We start from the raw sequence: 22359 nt of genomic DNA, 5'->3' as shown, positions 1-22359 counted from the left end.
CTCTGTGCTGCAGCAAGTAATCAGCGCAAAGTGTACTGTCAGTACCAGGCCGTTGAACAGCGACGCGATCAACAGCCACCACAGCAGAAAGGCCCTTGCGGGCCTTGGCTGACGCGGCGGACCAGCCCCGGCAAACAAAATAAGTTATGGCTCAATCCCGCACCAAACGCGCAAAGGTCTTGCGAAACTTTGCCACTTTGGGTGCGGCTACGGCAACGCAGTAGCCCTGGCCCGGATTTTTTTTAAAAAAGTCCTGGTGGTAACTCTCGGCCGGCCAGTAGTTGGTCAGCGGCAAAACCTCGGTGACGATGGCCTGGCTGTACACCCCACTCTGGTTCAGCTCACGAACGAGGTCCTGGGCAATCGTTTCCTGTTCCGGGGTTGAAAAATAAATGCCACTGCGGTATTGGGTGCCGCTGTCATGCCCCTGCCGATTCAGCGTGGTCGGGTCGTGAATGACAAAGAAAATCTCAAGGATTTCACGCAAGCTGATCTGCGCCGGGTCAAACACCAGCTTCACAACCTCATTGTGGCCCGTGGTGCCGGTGCAAACCTGCTCATAACTGGGCTGCACGGTCTGCCCGTTGCTGTAACCCGACTCGACATCCTCCACGCCGCGAACCCGGACAAATACAGCATCAAGGCACCAGAAGCAGCCACCACCCAAGGTGATGGTTTGAAGGGTATCTGACATGGGGAATCTCCGTTCACTGCGAGTGGTCCAATCGACCCCTTGAATCTTACGCGCCGGCGAATTTTTATTCATTCGGTGGCCCCGACAACCCCGATTCGCGTAAGGACAGATCAAGCGCTCAGTCGGCCTCTCCGTGATTGACAGTCCGCCGGTCCGAAGCTACATTAATAACCAGTTAGTCATTAATATTTATGCCCCTTTCCAAGCTGATTTGTAGCCCCTCCATGGGAGCGCCCGCCAAGCATGAGCGTCGCAAGGACGCGCGTCCAGGCGAACTGCTCGATGCCGCGCTCGAGTTGTTTGTGGAAAAAGGCTTCGCCGCCACCCGCTCTGAAGAGGTCGCCAAACGGGCCGGTGTATCCAAAGGCACGCTCTTTCTTTATTTCGCCAGCAAGGAAGAATTATTCAAGGCCGTAGTCCGCGAGAACATTTCCGGTCGCTTCGTCGAGTGGAATGCCGAGTTCGTTAACTTTCAAGGCAGCACGGCCGACATGCTGCGCTATTGCATGACCGCCTGGTGGGAGCGGATCGGTTCGACCAAGGCCTCCGGCATCACCAAGCTCATGATGAGCGAGGCACGCAACTTCCCGGATCTGGCCACCTTTTACGAGCACGAGGTGATCCAACCAGGTCAAGAACTGATCCAGCGCGTGCTGCAACGCGGCGTGGACCGCGGCGAGTTCCGCCCGATCGATATGAAGTACGGGGTTTATATCGTCTTGGCCCCGATGCTGTTTCTTGCCATGTGGAAGCATTCTTTGGGCACTTGCACCGCGGGTGTGCAACTGATTCCCGAAGAGTACCTCGCCGTGCAGGTTGAAACGCTTCTCTATGGTCTGAGTGTGGGCCCGCGCAGCCACCCTGCATCAGCTGAAATATTGCGGCAAGAACCGATGGATGACCTGGCGCAATGACGGCATCGCCGCAGTGCGCGAATATTGGCATTAAAAGAAATTTTGCTGAAAGCGTCGCCGGGTAAAATTTTACACAATCGGTTAACATACCCCCTGGAGTACCTGAATGAATTTTGAACAAGCCCGCTTCAACATGATCGAACAACAAATTCGTCCTTGGGACGTTTTGGATGCGGACGTGTTGCACTTGCTGTCGGTCGTCAAACGTGAAGACTTTGTTCCTTTGGCGCACAAAGCGCTGGCCTTTGTCGACATGGAAATCCCTTTGGGCCACGGTCAATGCATGCTCGCACCCCGCGTCGAAGCCCGCATGTTGCAGGACGTTGCCGTTCAAAAACATGAAAAAGTGCTGGAAATCGGCGCTGGCTCCGGCTACATGGCTGCCCTGCTGGCGCACCGTGCCCAGCGCGTGATTTCACTGGAAATCAATCCGGAATTGGCCGCCATGGCCCGCACCAACCTGCAAAAAGCGGGCATCACCAATGCCGAAGTTCGGCAGTTCGACGGTTCCAAAGGCACCCCGGCAGAGGGTCCGTTTGACGTGATCGTCCTCAGTGGCTCGGTGGCTGAAGTGCCGCCCGCACTGCTCGCCAACCTCAAGGTGGGCGGCCGGCTCATCGCCATCGTGGGTGATGAGCCCGTGATGCGCGCCACCCTCATTACCCGCACGGGCGAGACCGCCTTCAAAACCAGCCAGCCCTGGGATACGGTTGCGCCCCGCCTGCTCAATTTCCCCGAGCCTTCACCTTTTCATTTTTGAACCTATGGTTACTCAAATTCGCCCCTCTCAATTGGCCGCTTGGCTCGAAACAGTTCGCGCCCATGGTTCGCCCGTGGTGTTGGATGTCCGCGAACCCTCTGAGTTGCAGGTGGCCAGCATCAAGGCGGACGGTTTTGAGCTAATCACCATTCCGATGGGGGTGATTCCGCCACGGCTGAGTGAACTCGACCCCGAGCAACCGATTGCCTGCCTGTGCCATCACGGCGGGCGCAGCATGCAGGTGGCGGCCTTTTTGAAAGCCAGGGGCTTTACCCATGTGGCCAATATTGCCGGCGGCATTAACGCCTGGTCCGCCGAGCTGGACCCCAGCATTCCAAGATATTGAGCCTCCCGGTCAACACGCTCTGACTTGCCTGCCCCTACTGCCGATGCACATAACTCTAAGGCTCACCATGAAAACGTTCCGTCTGTTACCCCTGTTTGTTGCCGTCAGCGCTGCGTTGGCCCTGCCGGTGCAGGCGCAAAGTTTGGTGGACCTGTACGAGTCGGCGCGCGGCTTTGATGCGTCTTATCAGTCATCCAAGTCGCTGTATGACGCCACCCTGGCCAAGGGCGCCCAAGCCAAGGCGGGTATCTTGCCCACAGCGGGTCTGGCGATCGGAGTTTCACGCTCCACGCAAGAAGCCATTCCAGACGCAGGCACCCGAAGCGACCGCTCCTATGGCACCGAGAATGCCACCGTGAGCGCATCGCAGCCTTTGTACCGTCCCGGCAACTGGGCGGGTTACAAGCAAGGTCTCAAACAAGTCGATCTCGCCCAAGCCCAGTTGGCCGCCGCCGATCAGGATTTGATCGTGCGTGTCAGCCAGGCTTACTTTGACGTGCTGGCAGCGCAGGACAGCCTGACCTTTGTCCAGGCCCAGAAAGCCGCTGTAGGCGAACAACTGGCGTCGGCCAAACGCAACTTTGAAGTCGGCACCTCCACCATCACCGACACGCGCGAGGCTCAGGCCCGCTTTGACCTTGGGACCGCACAAGAAATCGCGGCCGAGAACGACCTCCGCGTCAAGAAAATTGCCCTTGACCAGCTGGCTGGCAAAAGCGATACCCAGCCCCAACCCCTGGCCCAGCCCCTGACACTGCCGGCGTTGTTGCCCAATGATGTCAACGTCTGGGTCCAGCAGTCTGAAGTCGACCACCCCAGCATCAAGCAAACCCAGATTGCGCTGGACGTAGCGCAGTTGGAGACCAACAAGGCAGAAGCCGGCCACAAGCCGACCCTGGATCTGGTCGCCAGTTATGGCGCCACCAACAATCTGGATGGCAGCGTTAATGGGCCCGGCGGCTCCCGCGTCAATGCCGGCTCGATTGGCCTGTCATTCAACCTGCCGCTGTTCGCCGGTTTTTCTACGCAGAACCGCATCAAGGAAACCCTGGCACTGGAAGAGAAAGCCCGCAATGACCTCGACGGCGCCAAACGCTCGGTGGCGTTGAGCACCCGCACGGCGTTCTTCGGCGTACTGTCGGGCCAAGGCCAAGTCAAGGCGCTGGAAGCGGCCGAGGCTTCCAGCCAGAGCGCGCTGGACGCCAACAAGCTGGGCTACCAAGTCGGTGTGCGCATCAACATCGACGTTCTCAACTCCCAAAGCCAGCTGTTCCAGACCAAGCGCGATCTGGCCAAGGCGCGCTATGACGTGCTGGTGGGCGGATTGAAGTTGCGCCAGGCCAACGGCACGCTCAAGGCCGACGACTTACAGAGCGTCAACACCCTGTTGGCCCAGTAAGGCCAGCACCGCGCTGACCGTTTTTTCGACCGCACCGCGATGGGCGCTTGAAAAGCGGGCGGCCGCACTGACCACGGCTTGCTGAGCCGCCGGGTCGTTCGCCAGCTGCTGCGCCACGGCCACCGCCTGCTGCAGCGATGACACCCTGATTGCAGCCCCGGCCGCTTGCGCCAGCGCAGCGGCTTCGGCAAAATTAAAAGTGTGCGGCCCCATCACCACCGGGCAGGCGCAGGCTGCGGCTTCAATCAGATTTTGTCCCCCCAGCGGCTCAAAGCTTCCCCCCAGCAAGGCGACATCCGCCAGACCGTAATAGAGCGCCATTTCGCCCAGGGAGTCGCCCAGCCAGATCGTGCCGGTGGCTGACCCCGCATCCGCGGCGGGCCCATCCGCCCAGTCGCTGCGGCGCGAGACGCTAAAACCATGACTTTCGATCAGCGCCGCCACCGCGTCAAAGCGCTGCGGATGGCGCGGCACGATCAGCCACTGCACGTGATTCGCTACTGAATTAATAGCGTCCTGCGCACTATCGACGGGGGCTAGAGGCTTAAAAGACGCTAATATTTGAAGCAATGCCAGTTCCTCGCCCTCGCGTGAACTGGCGAACATCACGACCGGCCGGCCGGCCCGGCGCCGCCAAGCGCGGCCGGTGGCCAACTGCTCGGCATTGGGCATGGCGTCAAACTTGAGATTGCCGAAGACACCCTGCACGTCGGCACCCAAGGCAAAGAATCGCGCGGCGTCATCCAGCGTTTGCGCCCAGACGGCGGCCAGACGGCGATAGGCCGGTCGCGCCAGCCAAGCCAGCCGGCGCGCCTGCCGCAGCGACTTGTCGCTCAAGCGCGCGTTGGCCAGCACCAGCGGCACCCCCGCCTGCTGGCAGCCGGCGGCCAGGTTCGGCCAGATTTCGGTTTCCATCAGGATGCCGATGCTGGGTTTGAATTGTTTGAGAAAACGCTGCACCGCCGCCGGGGTATCCCAAGGCTGCCAGGTCTGGAGGTCGCCCGGCTGCAGCAGCTTGGCGCCTTCAGCGCGGCCGGTGGCCGTGCCATGCGTGAGCAACAGGCGCATGCCGGGCAAGCGCTCGCGCAAGCGTGCCAACAGCACGGCGGCAACCCGCGTTTCACCGAGCGACACGGCATGCAGCCAAATGGTGGGGCCCTGTGACGCCTCGGGCTGGACCGGGTAATAACCGAAGCGCTCTTCGATCGCCTCCAGGTAACCCGGCTCCTGCACGCCACGCCGCGCCAGTTTGCGGCGCACAAGCGGCTGGGCCAGCCGCATCAACAACGAATACAGCAGGCGCGTCATAGCGTCGCGACGACCGCCGATGGCGCCGCAGAAACAGCCCCTGACCCTGACACCGCCCGCCAGGTCTGCCAGACCACGTCCACGGACGGCGTGGGCCGCGCAAACACACTGCGCTGGCGCAGCGCCGGCCTTTGGCCGTCGATCAACACCGCTTGAGCAACAAGGGGTCCGGTGCGCCACGCCGTGTCAAAGTTGTAGATTTGCACATGCGGCAAATCGAGCGCGACCGCGATGTGGCTCAAGCCACTGTCCACGCCGATCACCCCGGCGCAGCCCGCCAGCGCATCGGTCAAGGCGTCGAGCCCGAGCCGGGGCCAGACTTGCACATGCGCCAGACCGCTGGCGATTTCCTGCGCAAATCGCTGCTCCTCATCACTGCCATGCGGCAAAGCCACGGCGTAGCCACAGTCGTTCAGTCGCTGGCCCAAAGCAAGCCAATTCGCGAGCGGCCACTGCTTGTCGGCGCGGGAGGTGCCATGCACCAGCGCCACAACGCCATGCTGGCAAGCAGCTTCATTTGCTACATTTTCGATAGCTATCGGCGCTTTATCTACATGGGCTAGCAGCCCAAAAGACTGTATTTCTGGCAGGACGTAACCCAAAGCGCGGGCGCACAACTCACGCGAGCGCGTGACAGCATGAATGTGCGGTTGCAGCGCAATCGCCACATCCGCCACCCAGCGCGCGGGCGCTTCAAAACCGGAGCCTTCCGTCTGGTTGGCCAGGCCGAAACGCTGACCCTTTGGCGTCAGCTGCGCCAGCCAGGACACGAGTGCGGATTTGCTCAGTCCCTGCAGATCAATCACTGCGTCGTACTGCTCGTGTTGCAACTCGGCCTTAAAGGCCTGCCAAGCCAGACGGGTCGGCGTGGAGAAAGGTGACTTGCGCCAGCGCCGCAACTCACACGCAATGACGCGATGCACGCCGGCGCAGCGTTGCACCAGCGGGGCAAAGCCACGCTCCACCACCCAGTCGATCTGCGCTTCGGGGTAGGCCTGCCGGATGTCTTGCACCGCCGGCATGGCATGCACCACATCGCCAAGCGAAGAGAGCTTGACGATCAGAATCTTCAATGCGCGGCCTGATCCAGCACAGCACCCGGCTTGACGGTGCGCAACAGCGCCAACATCTCGCCTTCAATGCGGTGCAGGGCTTCTGGCGTGTGGCCTTCAAAGCGCAGCACCAGCACCGGCGTGGTGTTGGACGCACGAATCAGCCCAAAACCATCGGGCCAGTCGACGCGCAGGCCGTCAATCGTGCACACCACGGCAGGAGCAGCAAAGTTGGCGCTCGCCACCAATTGATCCACCAGGATGTGGGGCTCGCCCTCGGCGCATTTGACATTCAACTCGGGCGTGGAAAAACTGGTGGGCAGCGCGTTGAGCACGGCATTGCCATCCGGCGATTGGCTCAGAATTTCCAGCAGGCGACCGCCCGCATAGGTGCCATCGTCAAAGCCAAACCAGCGTTCCTTGAAGAAGATATGGCCACTCATCTCACCGCCCAGCGGCGAGTTGACCTCTTTCATCTTGGCCTTGATCAGCGAGTGGCCGGTCTTGAACATCAGCGGCTTGCCACCGGCGGCCACAATCGCGGGCGCCAGGCGCTGCGAACACTTCACATCAAACAAAATGGTGCCGCCCGGCACGCGCGACAGCACATCCTGCGCGAACAGCATCATCTGCCGATCGGGATAAATGTTGTTGCCCTCTTTGGTAACAATGCCGAGCCGGTCGCCATCGCCATCAAAGGCCAGACCGATTTCGGCATCGCTCGCTTTGAGCGCGGCAATCAGGTCGCGCAGATTCTCGGGCTTGCTCGGGTCGGGATGGTGGTTGGGGAAATTGCCATCCACCTCGCTGAACAGCTCGGTCACCTCACAGCCAATGGCCCGCAAAATGTCCGGCGCCGACGCACCGGCAATGCCGTTGCCCGAATCGACCACAATTTTCATCGGGCGCGCCAACTTGATGTCGCCGACGATGCGCTCCCGGTAGGCCGCGAGCACGTCGATCTGCCGAATCTGGGCACCCGGCAGCAACGCCCAGGTCTCGTTTTCCATCATGCTGCGCAAGGCCTGAATCTCGTCGCCGTAAATCGCCCGTCCGGCCATCACCATCTTGAAGCCGTTGTAATCCTTGGGGTTGTGGCTACCGGTGACCTGAATGCCGCTGGTGCACAGGGTGTTGGCCGCAAAGTACAGCATCGGCGTGGTCACCATGCCGACGTCGATCACATCCACCCCGGCGGCGACCAGACCCCGCATCAGCGCCGCGCTCAAAGCAGCGCCACTGAGACGGCCATCGCGGCCCACGGCAACACAGGTTTCGCCCTCACTGCGCGCCACGGTGCCAAAGGCCCGGCCCAGCGCCTCGGCCACTGCCTCGTTAATCGTGGCGGGCACGATACCGCGAATGTCATAGGCCTTGAAAATGGAAGCTGATAATTGCATGGCAGGGTTCCCTGAAAAGAATTTTGTCATTAATTTTTGCACTGGATTGTAGGCCGCCAGCGCGTCAGGGAAAGGCCCTGAACAGCGGTCAAGCGGCGGCAGCAACCGGGGCTGCAGACCAGTGCACGCGTATCATTCTCTGCATGGCATCCGTTGAGGTCCAGTCAGATTGACAAGCCATGTTACCCCGGACGGCGCCACAGACGCTATCAAATTAATAGCTGGTTACACATATTACACGGGGGCCACAAGGCAAATTGACATGAAACATGGAACATCCACCCTGCAGGCAAGATATGACAGTCCGCTCGGACCCATCATTCTGGCCGCCACGGGCGAGCAATTGGTCGGCGTCTGGTTTGATGGCCAACGCCACCAGCCCGACACCTCGACCTGGCCGGTGGCGACTGATCACCCGGTGTTACAGCTGGCCAAGACCCAGTTGAGCGAATACTTTGCCGGCCAGCGCACGACCTTCGAGCTGCCCCTGGCGCTTGACCGGGGTACCGATTTCCAGCAAGCCGTCTGGCGCGCCCTGCTGAGCGTCCCCAGCGGGGCCACCGTGACCTATGGCGAGCTGAGTCAACGGGTGGGCAAACCCGCTGCGGTACGCGCCGTGGGTGGCGCGGTTGGCCGCAACCCATTGAGCATCGTTGTGCCCTGCCACCGCGTGCTGGGGGCCAACGGCGCCCTGACCGGTTACGCCGGCGGACTGGAGCGCAAGACCGCCCTGCTGCACCTCGAAGGCACGCGTTGAATTCACCCCAGCCCCAAAAACCGTGGTTGACCGAGTTTGTGCTGCTGGCCGCGATCTGGGGTTCATCGTTTCTGTTCATGCGTCTGGGTGCTGTCGAATTCGGCGCCCTGCCGACCGCTGGCGTGCGGGTGGCGATTGCTTCGCTGTTTTTGTTGCCCCTGTTGCTCTGGCGCGGCCTGGGGCCACAGCTGGCCCGGCACTGGAGAAAAGTCTTTTTCATCGGACTGCTCAACTCTGCCGTTCCCTTTGCCTGTTTTTCGTTTGCGCTGCTGTCCATCAGCACCGGCCTGTCCGCCATTCTCAACGCCACTGCACCGCTGTTTGGCGCGCTGGTCGCGTGGGTCTGGCTCAAAGACCGGCCGCACGGCCTGCGCATTCTGGGTCTGGTGATTGGTTTTGTCGGCGTGGCCCTGCTGGCTTGGGACAAAGCCAGTTTCAAACCCAACGCCTCTGGGGTGGCCACCGGCTGGGCCGTGCTGGCCTGCCTGCTGGCGTGCCTGTGCTACGGCATCTCGGCCAGCTATACCAAACGCCACCTGAACGGCTTACCCGCCCTGGTGACGGCCACCGGCAGCCAGTTGGGCGCCACCCTGGGGCTGGCGCTGCCCACCCTGTGGCTGTGGCCGCAGCGCATGCCGGGCACCACCGCCTGGCTGGCCCTGCTGGCCGTCGGCGTGCTGTGCACGGGCGTGGCCTACATTCTGTTTTTCCGCTTGATTGAGAACGTGGGCCCGGCCCGCTCCCTGACGGTGACCTTTGTGGTGCCGGTCTTTGCCATGCTTTACGGTGCCATTTTTCTGAACGAAGCAGTCTCGCTATGGATGCTGAGCTGTGGCGTCATCATTGTATGCGGCACGGCGCTGTCGGCCAACCTGCTCAAACTGCGACGCTAAAGCGCCCTGCTACTTCAACCGTCCGTTCTCACGGACTGATGCTCCAGTTGGTCGACATGAGATACCACATGATCAGTGCCGGTATGACGACCGGCAAGGACAGACCGAGAAACATTACCAAGGTCATCAAGAATGTCGACAGGTCGCTGAGCCAGAGTTTGAACAACTCAAGCAGGTCGACATTCCAGAATCTTTGTTTTTTCATCCCCCGAACGATACTCCAGCAGAACGAGCGCTGTAAATAAACGTTTACCCCGCAGCCAGTCAAGGACCTGAGGGGCTCATGACAGACGGGGGGTACATGTAGTCGCGTGTCAGCGGCTGCTGTCTCAGCGCGTTGTTTTCGGCCTTGCTGCAAAGTACCTGGTAAAGATTCATCCAGCCCTTGGAAAACCCATAGGCGCAGCCGGCAAGGTAGATCTGCCAGATGCGGTAACGCCGCTCACCGGCAATGCGCTCGGCTTCAGCCCGGTGTGATTCAAGATTGTTTGACCACGCTTCACAGGTGAGTGCGTAATGGCGCCGTAACGATTCGACGTCCACCACTTCCAGCCCCGCACTGGCCATCTCTTTCAGCGCCAGTGAAACATGCGGCAACTCCCCGTCAGGAAACACGTAACGATCGATAAACTCACCGGCCCCCAAACCAATCCAGCGACTTTCCACATCGCTGGTGGTAATGCCGTGATTGAGAATCAGGCCATCATCTTTCAAAAGCCGGTGAACCGCTTCAAAATAGACCGGCAGGTTTTTCAGGCCGACGTGTTCAAACATGCCAACACTGGCGATCTTGTCGTAGGCCCCGCGTTCATTCAGATCGCGGTAGTCACACAGCAAGACCCGGCACCGGTCCTGCAGACCGGCAAGACGAATTTGTTGCTGGGCGCGATCGAACTGGTTTTGTGACAAGGTAATGCCCGTGGCGATGGCGCCGTATTTTTCGACCGCACGAATCACCAAGGCACCCCAGCCGCAACCAATATCGAGAAAAGTTTCACCGGCTTTGAGCCTCAGCTTGTTCAGAATATGGTCCAGTTTTTGGCCTTGTGCCAGATCAAGCGTGTCCTTCTCATCTCGATAGTAGGCACAGGAATAAACCATATTCGGATCGAGAAAAAGCGAATAAAAGTCATTGGACACATCGTAGTGATATTGAATCGCCTCTCGGTCCTGATCCCGACTGTGATGCGTCAGCCACTGAAAAACAGAGGGCAGTTCGGCCGTTACGGTGCGCGCCAAACCCTCGGCCACTTCGAACACATTTTTAGGGGAGCCTTCAACCCGGATATGCCCCTCGACAAACGCTTCCCCCAGCTTGTTCAGGTTGGGCGATATGAAGTAGCGCAGCGCCGATGAGCTCGGTATGGTGACCTTCACACTGGGGTTGCTGCAAAAGTCAAACTGACGACCATTCCACAACTCGATACGCAGCGGCACTGACACCTGCGTGCGAATCTTGTCGATAGTTCTTAAAAATCGTTTCTCAAAAAACATGTGCAATCTCCCTGGGTCCGAACCATGCCGCGATGGCCAGTCAATGACTTGGCCCATAGTCGAACCAGTGGAAGCCGGCCCTTTTGCGATTTATCAAGCATCCACAAGGGGGGGGAACTTACGCTTGCAAAACAGTCTCGATAGTTGCCAGAAGGAAACTGAAAAGAAAAGGAAAATGAATGCGACACCCTGACCCGAGCGCGTGGATGCTGGCTGAAGCCGTCGAACTGCTTCAGACGGCAGACCGGCTCAATCGCCAGTTTTTCCAGATTGGCCAGCCCAGCGAATCACCCTGCTGGGAGCCGCCGGTCGACATGTATGTGAACGACCGCGAGGTTGGCTTGCTCATTGCGTTACCGGGAGTCGCGCCGGAGCGCTTTGAAGTTGCCCTGGAGCAGCAGGCAATTGTGGTACGCGGCGAGCGTTCATTTGGGGCCAGCTTGGGCCCGGGCGCCATTCTCCGGCTGGAAATTCCTTACGGGCGCTTTGAGCGCCGCATCCGATTGCCTTTCGGCAGCTTTCAACTCACTGAAATCCTGCTGGAAAACGGCTGCCTGAAACTCACCCTCGAGCGACTGAAATGAATCAGATTAAGCTGCTGGAAAACAAAGATACCAATCCCGAGGCGGACAAGGTCAACGCGGCAGCGCTGGCGAACGCATCCGGCGAAGCGCTCGCCATCCCCGATGACGCGATGGCCATTGTGCCGGTGCGCAACATGGTGCTGTTTCCCGGCATGATTGTGCCGATTGCCATCGGTCGTGAAAGCTCGATTGCAGCGGCTCAGTACGCAATCAAGGCGGAGCGGCCGATCGGCATCCTGATGCAACGCAACCCGGAGGTGGACGCCCCCGGGCCGGATGATTTGTCCCGCGTCGGCACCATCGCCTCCATCCTGCGCTACGTCACCACACCCGATGGCACGCACCACATCATTTGTCAGGGCCAGCAACGCTTTCGCGTGATCGGGTTTCTGGACGGATTCCCGTTCACCGTCGCAAAAATTGAGCGCATTGTTGAAGCCGTGGTTAAAGACGACAAGGAAATTGAGGCGCGCTTCATGCGGCTCAAGGAGCGTGCCGTTGAGGTCTTGCAGCTGCTGCCCCAAGTGCCGCAGGAAATGGTGAATGCAGTCCAGGGCGTCGATGCCCCCGGCATGCTGGCCGACCTGGTTGCCGGCTATGTCGATATCAAAGCGTCCGAGAAACAGGCCTTGCTGGAAGAGGTAGATCTCAAAATGCGGATGGACCGGGTGCTTGAAATGCTGATGCACCGCATTGAAGTCATGGAGCTCTCGCGCGACATCGACAAGCGCACCAAAGCCAGTCTGGGACAGCGGGAGCGAGAGTTCTTGCTGCGCGAACAACTGAAATCGATTCAAAAAGAACTGGGGGAGGACGGCGGCAGCAATGCCGCTGAAGTCAACGAACTGCGCAAAATGATCGCCGAGGCGAACATGCCGGAAGAAGTCGCGAAGCAGGCGGAGAAAGAACTCAAACGGCTGGAGCGCATGCCGGAGGGATCTTCCGAATATTCGATGGTCCGCACTTACCTCGATTGGCTGGTCGAATTACCCTGGAAAACCCCGGAACCAGATGCCATCGATGTCGCGCAGGCGCGTCGCGTGCTGGATGCCGATCACTTCGGACTCGATCAGGTAAAAAAACGCATTCTCGAGTTTCTCGCCGTGCGCAAGCTCAACCCCGGCGGCCACGGCCCGATTCTTTGCCTGGTGGGACCGCCCGGGGTCGGCAAAACCTCGCTCGGGCAATCCATCGCCAAAGCCCTCGGCCGCAAATTCGTACGGGTGTCTCTGGGCGGCGTGCATGACGAGGCAGAAATCCGCGGACACCGGCGCACCTACATTGGCGCCCTGCCCGGCAACATCATTCAGGCGCTGAAAAAAGCCGGCACCCGCGGCTGCGTCATGATGCTCGATGAAATTGACAAGCTCGGCACCGGCATTCATGGCGACCCGTCAGCCGCGCTGCTGGAGGTGCTGGACCCGGAGCAAAACAACACCTTCCGTGACAACTACCTGGCGGTCCCCTACGACCTGTCGCAAGTTCTGTTCATTGCCACGGCCAACATACTCGACCCCATCCCCGGCCCCTTGCGCGACCGCATGGAGGTCTTGCACCTGGCTGGTTACACGCAGGAAGAAAAACGCGAGATCGCACGCCGCTACCTGGTGACGCGTCAACTCGCGGAAAGTGGTCTCAAGCCTGAACAACTGGAGATCACGGACGGCGCCATTGCCGCCATCATTCGCGACTACACACGCGAAGCGGGCGTGCGCAGTCTGGAGCGCCAGATTGGCGCCGTGTGTCGCCGTATCGCCGTTCGCATTGCCGAGGGTGAAACCCAAACGGCCCGCGTTGACGCGCCGGACCTGGCAGAACTCCTCGGGCTGGCCAAGTTCGAGAATGAAGTCGCCTTGCGGGCTGGCATGCCGGGCGTTGCCACCGGCTTGGCATGGACACCCGTCGGGGGCGACATTCTGTTCATTGAAGCCAGCCGCACCGCCGGCAGTGGTCGGCTGATCTTGACCGGACAACTGGGTGATGTCATGAAAGAGTCGGCGCAAGCGGCGCTGACCCTGGTGAAATCAAGAGTGGCAACGTTAAATTTAGACGCCGCTGTTTTCGAAAAAACAGACGTTCACATCCATGTCCCGGCCGGAGCGATTCCCAAAGACGGGCCCAGCGCAGGCGTCGCCATGTTCATTGCACTGGCCTCCCTCTTCATGGACCGACCGGTGCGCAACGACGTCGCAATGACCGGTGAAATAAGTCTGCGTGGCTTAGTTTTACCGGTTGGCGGCATCAAGGAAAAAGTACTGGCGGCCCTGGCGGCCGGTATCAAAACTGTGATGATCCCCACGCGCAATAGAAAAGACCTGGAAGATGTACCGCAACAAGCCCGACAACAGCTGGAGTTCGTTTTTTTGGACGACGTCGAGGAAGCCGTGCGCGTAGCGATTGCCGAAGTCAACGCGCCAATTTGCGATTAATCATCCAGCAACCGGTGTGGCCTCGCTAAAGTTAGTTCATGTCAAGAATCAGGAGGTGGGCAATGAAAGACTCAGAATCCAGAACAAATATGGCAGGCGCAATGCAGGAGGTCAGTTCAGCCTTGTTTGAACTACGCGATGCACTCGTCGAGTTGTCACTGTCCCTGAAAGACTTGCAGTTTGAAACTGATCTGGTCAAACGAAAAAACACCGAGGAAGTTGTTCAAAAGTTGTTGCAACAAATCACGTCGGCGCAAGGTCCCGCTTGCTGAATAAAACCACCCTCAGCCCTGCAGGTCGCAGGGCTGTCAATCCAGATAACTTGTTATCAAATCGACTAATGGTGATGCTTTTTTGAAGCGAGCTGACTGGGTTTTACGTTGATCTCAAGACCTCGCATGCCAGACACGCGCCGGGCCGTTCGCTCGACCTGAAATCTTGTTTGATGCGTGTCAACCTGACCGCTCAAGGTGACCAAGCCATTGTCAACCATGACTTCAATATCCGAAGCATTGACGGCAGGTATCGCGTCCAGCCGCTCCATCAAGTCCGCCTTTAAGTCTGCATCTGACCTCATAAGATATCTCCTCCAAGTATGGCTTTTCGCCGTCAGGCCGGCATGAATTTCAAACGCCCGGGCAACTTTAGTTAAAGCTGAATTTTTCTTTTTTGAGAATTCTCAAAGTCTGACAAGACATACGAGATGGCGTCTTCCCCTATCAGTAGCAATACCCCAAACAAGCCGATCCCATACGAGGGAGGCCGAAAAGAGTTTCTGCCGGAGTATTTGACGTTTCTCAATATTTTCCCCAGCGTGGGGCGCAACATACAAAAGTCAAATGATTGTGCGTCCAGCAATGTGGACTAAAGGAGTTTTGGTATGTGGCAATTTAAATCTTTCGGTATGGCCGGAATGTGCGCCCTGCTGCTGTCCGGGTGTGCAAACTACCAGAGCCAGCAGGAACAAACGGGCATGGTGATTGGCGGTTTGCTGGGTGGCGTTCTAGGGTCGCAAGTTGGCCATGGTGATGGACGCACTGCGGCCATCATTCTGGGAAGCCTTGCCGGCGCCGCGGTGGGGGGTTCAGTCGGCAACTCGATGGCCGAAGTCGACAGACTGAGAACCGCGCAGACACTTGAAACCGTCAGAACGGGTGTGCCCTCGTCATGGAGAAATCCGGACAGCGGCAATCAATATGTAGTGGTGCCCACGCGCACCTTTGAGACGGCCTCAGGACCTTGCAGGGATTACAGCATTGATGCCATGATTGCCGGCAGAAAAGACAAGGTATTCGGCACCGCGTGTCGGCAGCCAGATGGTAGTTGGCAGGTGCGCAATTAGGCTCAAAAAGGAAACACCATGAAACGATTGTTATCCACCACCGGCGTCGTCATTGCTTTGGCCTTCAGCGGCGTTGCGTGCGACAAGATCAAGCCACCGCAACCTCAACTGCAGAAGCCACCGGCGCCGTCAGACCAAGTCAGCCAGGGAGAACATGAGGCCTATTCTCAAGCCGCACAGAAGGAGTTGGATGATCTGCGAAATGTTATTGCAGAACTTAAAGCAAAGGTTGCATCGGCCAACCAGCAAACCAAAGTTCAGCTTGGTGAAGAGATTGAAAAACTTGAAACCAAGTTACGTGATACGCAGCAGCAACTGATGGCGCTGAAGTCAGGCACAGTGGAGTCCTGGACTCAGTTAAAAATGTCGTTCGTCAAATCACTTGAGCAGCTCAAGAGCGGCATCGAAAACTATCGAAAAAATGCGACGTGACTTGCCAGAATCGGCTCGAAAAACGCCTTGCCGGTGCCGTTGCGATTTGTCAACCGGCCGCTTGAACACCAACTCTAATATTTGCACATAGTCGGCCAATGTATTGAGACCATGAAACCCAAACAGCTTATATTCCACGACGCCGCCCGAGAAAAAATTCGGCGCGGAGTGGATGCGTTGGCTGAGGCGGTCAAAGTGACTTTGGGGCCACGCGGGCGCACCGTCATTCTGGAACGTGACTTTGGACCGCCACAGATCGTGAACTCAGGCGTACTGGTGGCCAAGTCGATTGAGCTTGAAGACCGGTTTGAGAACATGGGCGCGCAATTGCTGCGCGAGGTAGCCGCCCGTACCAGCGAGATGGCAGGCGACGGCACCACCACCGCCACGGTGCTGGCCCACGGCATGATTCAGGAGGGTTTGCGTTATCTGGCGGGTGGCATGAATCCGATGGATTTAAAGCGTGGCATTGAGTTGGCCATCGAGACGGTGGTTGCAGAACTAAAACGGATGTCAAAGCCCTGTGCCACTTCTCAGGAGATTGCGCACGTCGCAGCGATCTCAGCCAACAATGACCGTTCGATTGGCGACCTGCTGGCCAGTGCCATTGACAAGGTGGGACGCGAAGGCGCGATCTCCATCGAAGATGGTTCCGGCTTGGTCAGTGTGCTGGAAGTGGTGGAAGGCATGCAGTTTGACCGGGGCTTTCTATCGCCCTACTTCATCAATAATGCTGAACGGCAAAGCGCAGTATTGGAAGACGTCTCGATCTTGCTGTGTGAAGGCCGTCTGACGTCCTTGAAGGATCTGCTACCCCTGTTAGAGGAAATCGTGAAGGAAGGTCGGCCCTTGCTGGTGATCGCCGAGGAGGTTGACAACGACACACTGGCGGCACTGGTCATCAATACGATCCGGGGCACGCTGAGAACCTGCGCCGTCAAGGCGCCGGGATTTGGTGATCGACGCAAGTCCATGGTGCAGGATATTGCGGTTCTGACCGGAGGCACGGTGGTCAGCGATGAAGTTGGCTTGACACTGGGAAAAGTCAAACTCTCAGATCTGGGACGCGCCACACGCGCTGAGATCACCAAAGAAAACACCACGTTAATCGGTGGCGCTGGTCTGCCTAAGGTGATCAGCGAGCGGATTGCCACCATTCGTCGAGAACGCGAGTTGGCCACCAGTGACTATGACCGTGAAAAGCTTGATGAGCGTGCCGCCAAGTTGTCCGGCGGGGTGGCCCTGATCAAAGTCGGCGCGGCCACTGAAACCGAATTGAAAGAGCGCAAGCTGCGTGTAGAAGACGCCTTGCATGCCACACGTGCGGCTATTGAAGAGGGCATCGTGCCAGGCGGCGGTGTTGCCTTGCTGCGGGCGCGTCGTGTCTTGACTGAACTCACAGGCAGTACCCTCGATGAAACCTCAGGCATTCGCCTGGTGTCGCGCGCGCTTGAAGAGCCGCTGCGCCGCATCGTGAGCAACGCGGGAGATGAGCCATCCGTGATTCTCAACCGGGTCGACGAGTCGCCGGACCAGGCCTTTGGCTACAACGCAGCCACTCGCACTTACGGTGATCTGTTGCAAATGGGCGTGATCGACCCAGCCAAGGTCACACGATTGGCACTGCAAAACGCAGCGTCCATCGCCAGCCTGATTCTCACCACGGATTGCATGATTGCCACGGCACCCAAGCAAGTAACTGACGAAGGAATGCTCGGCTCCAATGCCGGTGCACCTGTGTTTTAACAAGCGCAAGAGGAAAGAAAAATTATGGAAAAGACCTGGATATTAATAACAGATGCCCATCGAGCCCGTTGCTTCGAGCGCCATGCCCCTGATCACGCACTCACCGAGTTGGCTGATTTCGTCTTTCCCCAAACCAGCATTTCGAGCGAGGCCAGTGGGGGCGATCTGACAGGCGCAGCCGGCAAGGGGCATGGTCGCACGGGACATGCGGGCACGCAGTTTGAACCCCACACCGAGGCCCACGCCAAAGAGCGTGGCAGTTTTGCCCGACAACTTGCGGCCTATCTCAACGAGGCCGTGGCAGAGCAACGCTGCAACGGACTCGTGCTGATTGCCTCCAGTCCAATGTTGGGTGAGATCAGGCCCTGCTTAACCAGTGCGACTGAAAAAATTCTGCGCAAATGTGTCGCGAGCGATCTGACGCATTACACGGGTCCGGAGTTGAAAGAGCGCGTCAACCATGCCTTGCAGCTACCCGATTAGTGCGCGACATCTTGAGTTAAAACGGTTAAGTAAAAATATCTAAAGAGGAGAACAGTATGTTGAAAATTTTGATTGCAGTTGATGGATCTGAACATGCCAACCGGGCCGTTGAGGCCGTTGGGAAAATGGCCCGCTCTTCCCTTGACCTGGAGGCCATTCTGGTCTGCGTCAGCCCTGAGCCCATTTTTTATGGTGACTACACCGTTGCCACTATTCAGAAGATAGAAGAAGATCAAAAACAGCAGCAAAATGCCGTCCTGACCAAAGCTACGGAGTTAGCCAAGACGCAAGGGCTCAAGCTTGGCGAGCCAGCACGCGCTTATGGCGTCATTGCCAATGAAATCGTACGCATCGCCAACGACAGGCAGGTTGACCAGATTGCCATGGGTACTCGGGGCATGGGCGCTGTGGGCAACATGATCCTGGGCTCGGTGGCCCAACGGGTCATTCATCAGTCAGCAGTCCCGGTGCTCCTTACCAAGTAAACTTGAATCGTTCAAAGCCAGGTTTGCTGCTGGCTTGCATTCAACTGACTCACGATCCCGGTCCCGTCCGGAAGACCGAAATCCCTTTAAGTCCCAGCTCCCAGGCTTGCAACAAGACCAGGCCTATGTCCTGTGCACTGGCGCTTTCCGGCAGCACTAACGATTTGGAAATTGCGTTATCCACACAGGACTGCACCATGGCCATCATGTGCAACTGATCTTCGGCGCAGACATCGGCTGACTGCACAAAGTGCGCAGGCAGCACGGCACTGGCGCCATGTAACGCCTTGTACTGGTACCACGCCGCATCTTCCACATCAAAAGTTACTTCCTGGCCATCAGCCCCCCGCACGCAACGTTGGGTCTTGAATGCATGAATGGGCTCAATACCGCTCGACACATTGTTGGCAAGCAAGCTGATGGAGCCCGTGGGGGCCACCGCCAGCAGATGGCTATTGCGAATGCCGTGCTGAGAAATCGCATCCTGAATATCATGAGAAAGCGCCAGTACAAAGGGGCTGGCGCCATATTTAATCTTGTCAAACTCCGGGAATGCTCCTTTTTCCTGCGCTATCGCGATGGACGTGCGGTAGGCCGTGTCTCTGATCGTGCTCATGATCTGGTGGGTCAGATTGATACTCGCCTGCGAGCCGTAGCGCAAGCCCAGCATGGCAAACATATCGGCCAAACCGGTAACACCCAGGCCGATTCGTCGGCTGGCACCGGCTGCTTTCTCCTGGGCCTTGAGCGGGAACAAGGAAATATCGTGCACATTGTCCAAAAACCGCGTAGCAACAGAAGCTACGGCGCGCAAATCACCAAAATCGACACGCGGATGCTCGGCAAAGGGATGCTGCACAAACCGGGTCAAATTGAGGGATCCCAGGTTACAGGCCCCATAGGGGGGCAGTGGAATTTCGCCAAAAGGATTGGATGCATACAGGTTCTCGCAGTACCAAAGATTGTTGGCACTATTGATCCGGTCAATGAATAGAACTGCGGGTTCAGAACTTGTATATTGCGCCTCCAGGAGTTTTTCCCACAAGGCGCGGGCCGGCAGGCGCCGATGCACCAGACAAAGCTGTGGCGTCATGCCACCGGACCACACCCGCTCACACACCTCACCGCCCACGGGAATGGAATTCCCGCCCAAGGGAAAGACCAGTGGCCACGGGCCGTCTTCCTCAACAGCGCGCATGAATTCGTCCGTCACCAAAACCGACATCTTGAAATGCGGCAATGCGCCTTTGGCAATTTTTGAGTCTATAAACGACTCAATGTCGGGGTGATCACAGCGCAACGTGGCCATCATGGCCCCGCGGCGCAGGTTGTTCGTTTCCAGCACCGCGTTCGCTTCGTCCCAGATGGCCATGAAAGAGACCGGCCCGGTGGCAACGCCACCACTGGACAAGGCTAATGCACCTGCTGGCCTCAAGGTAGAGAAATCAATCCCGACCCCACCACCGGCCTGCAGCGTCACCATGGCATCGCGCAAGGCATTGAAAATACCGGGGATTGAATCCTCCATCGGTCCCATGACAAAGCAATTGAACAAGGTGGTACTGCGCGAGGTCGCGGCACCCGCCAGGATGCGGCCGGCAGGCAAGAACCGAAAATCACTCAAAATAGCCCGGAAGCGCTCGCGCCAATCGTTGTGGTGATGCGCCTCTGCACCCGAGACTGCCAGAGCAACCCGATCCCAAGTGGCCTCGATGGAAGGCTCCTGCATGTGTCCGCCCTCACACCACTGGTACTTGGTACGCCAGACATGTTCTGAGATTGGCGCATGAAAGGGGTTCGTCTGCATGGTGTGCGGTCCAAATCGATACAAAGATTCAGCGTAGCCAAAAAAACGCTTAAACCGATTGATGAATCGCAACCAGCGGCAACCGTCAGGTGGCCAACACGGTCACTCCATCAACAGTGCCGCACTTCACCGGCGCTGTTGTCAGGCTGGATGACGCGTTGGCGCAGGTTGATCGTCCAGCGGCAGCCTCATTTGCAGCGACTGATTTGAATCGACGCGCTGGAGTTGAGCGCTCAAGTCCCGGAGTGCCGCCTCGTCCAGCGTTTCTTTCTCAAGCAGTGAACGTGCGCCGCGCTCAAGCACCTCACGGTTGGCGCTCAGAATGGTGCTCGCACGGTCAAAACCATCCATCACAATGCAGCGGATTGCGTTGTCGATGCGCCGTTGCGTGTCTTCCGATGCCGCGCTGTCGCGGGGCAGCATGCCGGCCGGTAGATCGAGCATCTGCTGGCGCGCAGGCTCGTAGGCGACATAGCCCAAACCCTCATCCATGCCATAGCGGGTCACCATGTCGCGGGCAATATCAGTCGCCTTGGCAAGGTCATCAGCTGCCCCGGTGGAGAGCACGTCAAACACCAATTTTTCAGCGGCCCGCCCCCCCAGCAGAACGGCGATTTTCTGCTCCAGTTCGGGCCGCGTCACGAGATAGCGGTCTTCGGTCGGACGTTGAATGGTGTAGCCCAATGCCCCGATGCCGTGCGGGATGATCGACACCTTGTGCACAGGATCAGTCCCTGTCTGCGCCAGCGCCACCAGGGCGTGGCCCATCTCGTGAAACGCAACGGCCTCTCGCTCTTTGGGGTTGAGCACGCGACTTCTTCGCTCCAGTCCCGCAACGATGCGTTCCACAGCGGCAGTGAAATCAGGCATCGTCACCTGATCTGCTTTGCGCCGGGTAGCCACCAGCGTGGCCTCATTCACAAGGTTGGCCAGGTCAGCCCCACTGAAACCCGGGGTCAGGGCAGCCACGTCCTCAAGCCGCAGTACCGCGTCGAGCTTGACCTTGCGCACATGAACCTTCAGGATGTCGGTACGGCCTTTCCGGTCCGGACGATCCACCAGCACCTGCCGATCAAAGCGGCCGGCCCGCAGCAGTGCCGGGTCAAGTATTTCTGGCCGATTGGTCGCCGACAAAATAATCAGCCCGACCGACGAATCGAACCCATCCATTTCAGCGAGCAACTGGTTCAGCGTTTGCTCTTTTTCATCGTGCCCGCCCAGTCCGGGGAAGGCACCGCGGGCGCGGCCCAACGCGTCCAGTTCATCAATGAAAATAATAGCGGGAGCTTTCAGTCGAGCTTGCTCGAACAGGTCACGCACCCTGGCAGCACCGACGCCGACAAACATCTCGACGAATTCACTTCCCGAGATCGAAAAGAAGGGCACATCCGCCTCGCCCGCCACCGCCTTGGCCAGCAGCGTCTTGCCCGTACCGGGCGGCCCCACGAGCAGCACCCCTTTGGGAATGTGGGCACCCAGACGACCATATTCCTGCGGGTGCTTGAGAAAATCTACCACCTCTTCCAGCTCATGCTTGGCTTCATCGACGCCAGCCACGTCGGCAAAGGTAATGCCCGTATTGGTCTGGGCGTAAATTTTTGCGCGGCTTTTGCCAATCGACAAAAATCCGCCCATGCCTTGCTTGTCAGCAAAGCGGCGAAACAGAAAAAACCATAATCCAAAAAACACCAACGCCGGCACGATCCACGACATCAAGTCTTTCAAGAACGTGTTGTCAACGACCCGGGTGTAAGGCACATCAAATTTTTCCAGTCGAGCCGCCAAGTCGGGCTCTACCCGCGCCGCAACCAGCAGGGTCTTGTTTCCATCGGGGATTTTTAGCCGGCCAACAAGGGTGCGGTCAGAAACGGTGATATCGGCCACGCGGCCCTCACGCAGGGCTTTCTCAAACTCACTGTAGGGTACGGTCTGCACTTGCGTCGCGCTTTGCCAGACGTCCTGGAGTAGCAGTAGCAGCATCAGCGCAATGGCCCAGTAGCCAAGGTTCCAGGTGTGCTTCTTGTCCATGTCACC

23 protein-coding genes are annotated in these 22359 nt (G+C 58.4%); 14 read left to right on the top strand and 9 right to left on the bottom strand.

Annotated features, from left to right (window positions below; translation table 11 throughout):
• Nucleotides 1-151: 151 nt before the first annotated feature.
• Nucleotides 152-694, bottom strand: coding sequence for a peptide-methionine (S)-S-oxide reductase MsrA (gene msrA / locus HHJ17_RS16290; protein ID WP_296502793.1), 543 nt, complete (start codon nt 692-694; stop codon nt 152-154).
• A 191-nt stretch (nt 695-885) separates the two neighbouring features.
• Between msrA and HHJ17_RS16285 the strand changes: the two genes are divergently transcribed.
• The 4 genes from HHJ17_RS16285 (at nt 886) to HHJ17_RS16270 (ending at nt 4113) form a co-directional block, all read left to right on the top strand.
• Complete coding sequence (locus HHJ17_RS16285) at nt 886-1608, top strand: TetR/AcrR family transcriptional regulator (protein WP_296502791.1); 723 nt, start codon at nt 886-888, stop codon at nt 1606-1608.
• A 106-nt stretch (nt 1609-1714) separates the two neighbouring features.
• On the top strand, nt 1715-2368 hold the full coding sequence (locus HHJ17_RS16280; RefSeq protein ID WP_296502787.1) for a protein-L-isoaspartate O-methyltransferase: 654 nt from the start codon (nt 1715-1717) through the stop codon (nt 2366-2368).
• Nucleotides 2369-2372: 4 nt separating this feature from the next.
• Complete coding sequence (locus tag HHJ17_RS16275) at nt 2373-2714, top strand: rhodanese-like domain-containing protein (RefSeq protein WP_296502783.1); 342 nt, start codon at nt 2373-2375, stop codon at nt 2712-2714.
• Between the two features lie 67 nt (nt 2715-2781).
• Nucleotides 2782-4113 (top strand): TolC family outer membrane protein, encoded by a 1332-nt coding sequence (locus HHJ17_RS16270; RefSeq protein WP_296502778.1) that lies wholly within the window; start codon nt 2782-2784, stop codon nt 4111-4113.
• Here the strand turns inward: HHJ17_RS16270 and HHJ17_RS16265 are convergent.
• Genes HHJ17_RS16265 through HHJ17_RS16255 form a run of 3 tightly spaced genes read right to left on the bottom strand, consistent with a single transcriptional unit; the run spans nt 4081 to nt 7873 of the window.
• Complete coding sequence (locus HHJ17_RS16265; protein WP_296502774.1) at nt 4081-5421, bottom strand: 3-deoxy-D-manno-octulosonic acid transferase; 1341 nt, start codon at nt 5419-5421, stop codon at nt 4081-4083. The two genes, HHJ17_RS16270 and HHJ17_RS16265, sit on opposite strands and share 33 nt — an antisense overlap.
• A complete protein-coding gene (gene waaC, locus HHJ17_RS16260) occupies nt 5418-6494 on the bottom strand; it encodes a lipopolysaccharide heptosyltransferase I (RefSeq protein WP_296502771.1) in 1077 nt (358 codons plus the stop codon). Before waaC ends, HHJ17_RS16265 begins: the two co-directional genes overlap by 4 nt.
• Nucleotides 6491-7873 (bottom strand): phosphomannomutase/phosphoglucomutase, encoded by a 1383-nt coding sequence (locus HHJ17_RS16255; protein ID WP_296502768.1) that lies wholly within the window; start codon nt 7871-7873, stop codon nt 6491-6493. The genes waaC and HHJ17_RS16255 overlap by 4 nt, the downstream gene beginning before the upstream one ends.
• Nucleotides 7874-8135: 262 nt before the next feature.
• On the opposite strand from HHJ17_RS16255, the gene HHJ17_RS16250 reads away from it, so the two are divergent.
• A complete protein-coding gene (locus HHJ17_RS16250) occupies nt 8136-8630 on the top strand; it encodes a methylated-DNA--[protein]-cysteine S-methyltransferase (protein ID WP_296502764.1) in 495 nt (164 codons plus the stop codon).
• Nucleotides 8627-9523: an EamA family transporter gene (locus tag HHJ17_RS16245; RefSeq protein ID WP_296502761.1), complete on the top strand. Its 897-nt coding sequence runs from the start codon at nt 8627-8629 to the stop codon at nt 9521-9523. Before HHJ17_RS16250 ends, HHJ17_RS16245 begins: the two co-directional genes overlap by 4 nt.
• A 28-nt stretch (nt 9524-9551) precedes the next feature.
• On the opposite strand, the gene HHJ17_RS16240 is transcribed toward HHJ17_RS16245, so the two are convergent.
• Together HHJ17_RS16240 and HHJ17_RS16235 are read right to left on the bottom strand one after the other, a co-directional pair.
• Complete coding sequence (locus tag HHJ17_RS16240) at nt 9552-9728, bottom strand: hypothetical protein (protein ID WP_296502759.1); 177 nt, start codon at nt 9726-9728, stop codon at nt 9552-9554.
• A 59-nt stretch (nt 9729-9787) separates the two neighbouring features.
• On the bottom strand, nt 9788-11017 hold the full coding sequence (locus HHJ17_RS16235; RefSeq protein WP_296502756.1) for a cyclopropane-fatty-acyl-phospholipid synthase family protein: 1230 nt from the start codon (nt 11015-11017) through the stop codon (nt 9788-9790).
• A 179-nt stretch (nt 11018-11196) separates the two neighbouring features.
• On the opposite strand from HHJ17_RS16235, the gene HHJ17_RS16230 reads away from it, so the two are divergent.
• From HHJ17_RS16230 to HHJ17_RS16220, 3 genes are all read left to right on the top strand, one after another.
• Complete coding sequence (locus tag HHJ17_RS16230) at nt 11197-11601, top strand: Hsp20/alpha crystallin family protein (RefSeq protein WP_296502752.1); 405 nt, start codon at nt 11197-11199, stop codon at nt 11599-11601.
• A gap of 110 nt (nt 11602-11711) precedes the next feature.
• On the top strand, nt 11712-14030 hold the full coding sequence (gene lon / locus HHJ17_RS16225; protein WP_296502984.1) for an endopeptidase La: 2319 nt from the start codon (nt 11712-11714) through the stop codon (nt 14028-14030).
• Between the two features lie 62 nt (nt 14031-14092).
• Complete coding sequence (locus HHJ17_RS16220) at nt 14093-14302, top strand: hypothetical protein (RefSeq protein WP_296502749.1); 210 nt, start codon at nt 14093-14095, stop codon at nt 14300-14302.
• 65 nt (nt 14303-14367) lie between these two features.
• Here HHJ17_RS16220 and HHJ17_RS16215 read toward each other — a convergent pair whose 3' ends face one another.
• The gene (locus HHJ17_RS16215) at nt 14368-14607 is read right to left on the bottom strand and encodes a BON domain-containing protein (protein ID WP_296506493.1); all 240 of its coding nucleotides are present in this window, start codon (nt 14605-14607) and stop codon (nt 14368-14370) included.
• Nucleotides 14608-14910: 303 nt separating this feature from the next.
• On the opposite strand from HHJ17_RS16215, the gene HHJ17_RS16210 reads away from it, so the two are divergent.
• From HHJ17_RS16210 to HHJ17_RS16190, 5 genes are all read left to right on the top strand, one after another.
• A complete protein-coding gene (locus HHJ17_RS16210) occupies nt 14911-15372 on the top strand; it encodes a glycine zipper 2TM domain-containing protein (RefSeq protein ID WP_296502746.1) in 462 nt (153 codons plus the stop codon).
• 18 nt (nt 15373-15390) lie between these two features.
• A complete protein-coding gene (locus HHJ17_RS16205) occupies nt 15391-15804 on the top strand; it encodes a hypothetical protein (protein ID WP_296502744.1) in 414 nt (137 codons plus the stop codon).
• 111 nt (nt 15805-15915) lie between these two features.
• Complete coding sequence (gene groL, locus HHJ17_RS16200) at nt 15916-17550, top strand: chaperonin GroEL (RefSeq protein WP_296502742.1); 1635 nt, start codon at nt 15916-15918, stop codon at nt 17548-17550.
• 24 nt (nt 17551-17574) lie between these two features.
• Complete coding sequence (locus tag HHJ17_RS16195) at nt 17575-18033, top strand: host attachment protein (protein WP_296502740.1); 459 nt, start codon at nt 17575-17577, stop codon at nt 18031-18033.
• A 56-nt stretch (nt 18034-18089) separates the two neighbouring features.
• Nucleotides 18090-18518: a universal stress protein gene (locus tag HHJ17_RS16190; RefSeq protein ID WP_296502739.1), complete on the top strand. Its 429-nt coding sequence runs from the start codon at nt 18090-18092 to the stop codon at nt 18516-18518.
• Nucleotides 18519-18567: 49 nt separating this feature from the next.
• Here the strand turns inward: HHJ17_RS16190 and HHJ17_RS16185 are convergent, their stop codons facing one another.
• Nucleotides 18568-20325: an adenosylcobalamin-dependent ribonucleoside-diphosphate reductase gene (locus HHJ17_RS16185; RefSeq protein ID WP_296502737.1), complete on the bottom strand. Its 1758-nt coding sequence runs from the start codon at nt 20323-20325 to the stop codon at nt 18568-18570.
• A gap of 141 nt (nt 20326-20466) precedes the next feature.
• Nucleotides 20467-22353, bottom strand: a complete 1887-nt coding sequence (gene ftsH / locus HHJ17_RS16180; protein ID WP_296506491.1) for an ATP-dependent zinc metalloprotease FtsH — start codon at nt 22351-22353, stop codon at nt 20467-20469.
• Nucleotides 22354-22359: the final 6 nt, after the last annotated feature.

The organism is Rhodoferax sp. (genome assembly GCF_012927445.1).
In the GTDB taxonomy this organism is placed as follows: domain Bacteria; phylum Pseudomonadota; class Gammaproteobacteria; order Burkholderiales; family Burkholderiaceae_C; genus Rhodoferax.
Note: the sequence above shows the minus strand (reverse complement) of the source record. Positions and strands in the feature narration are given on the sequence as shown.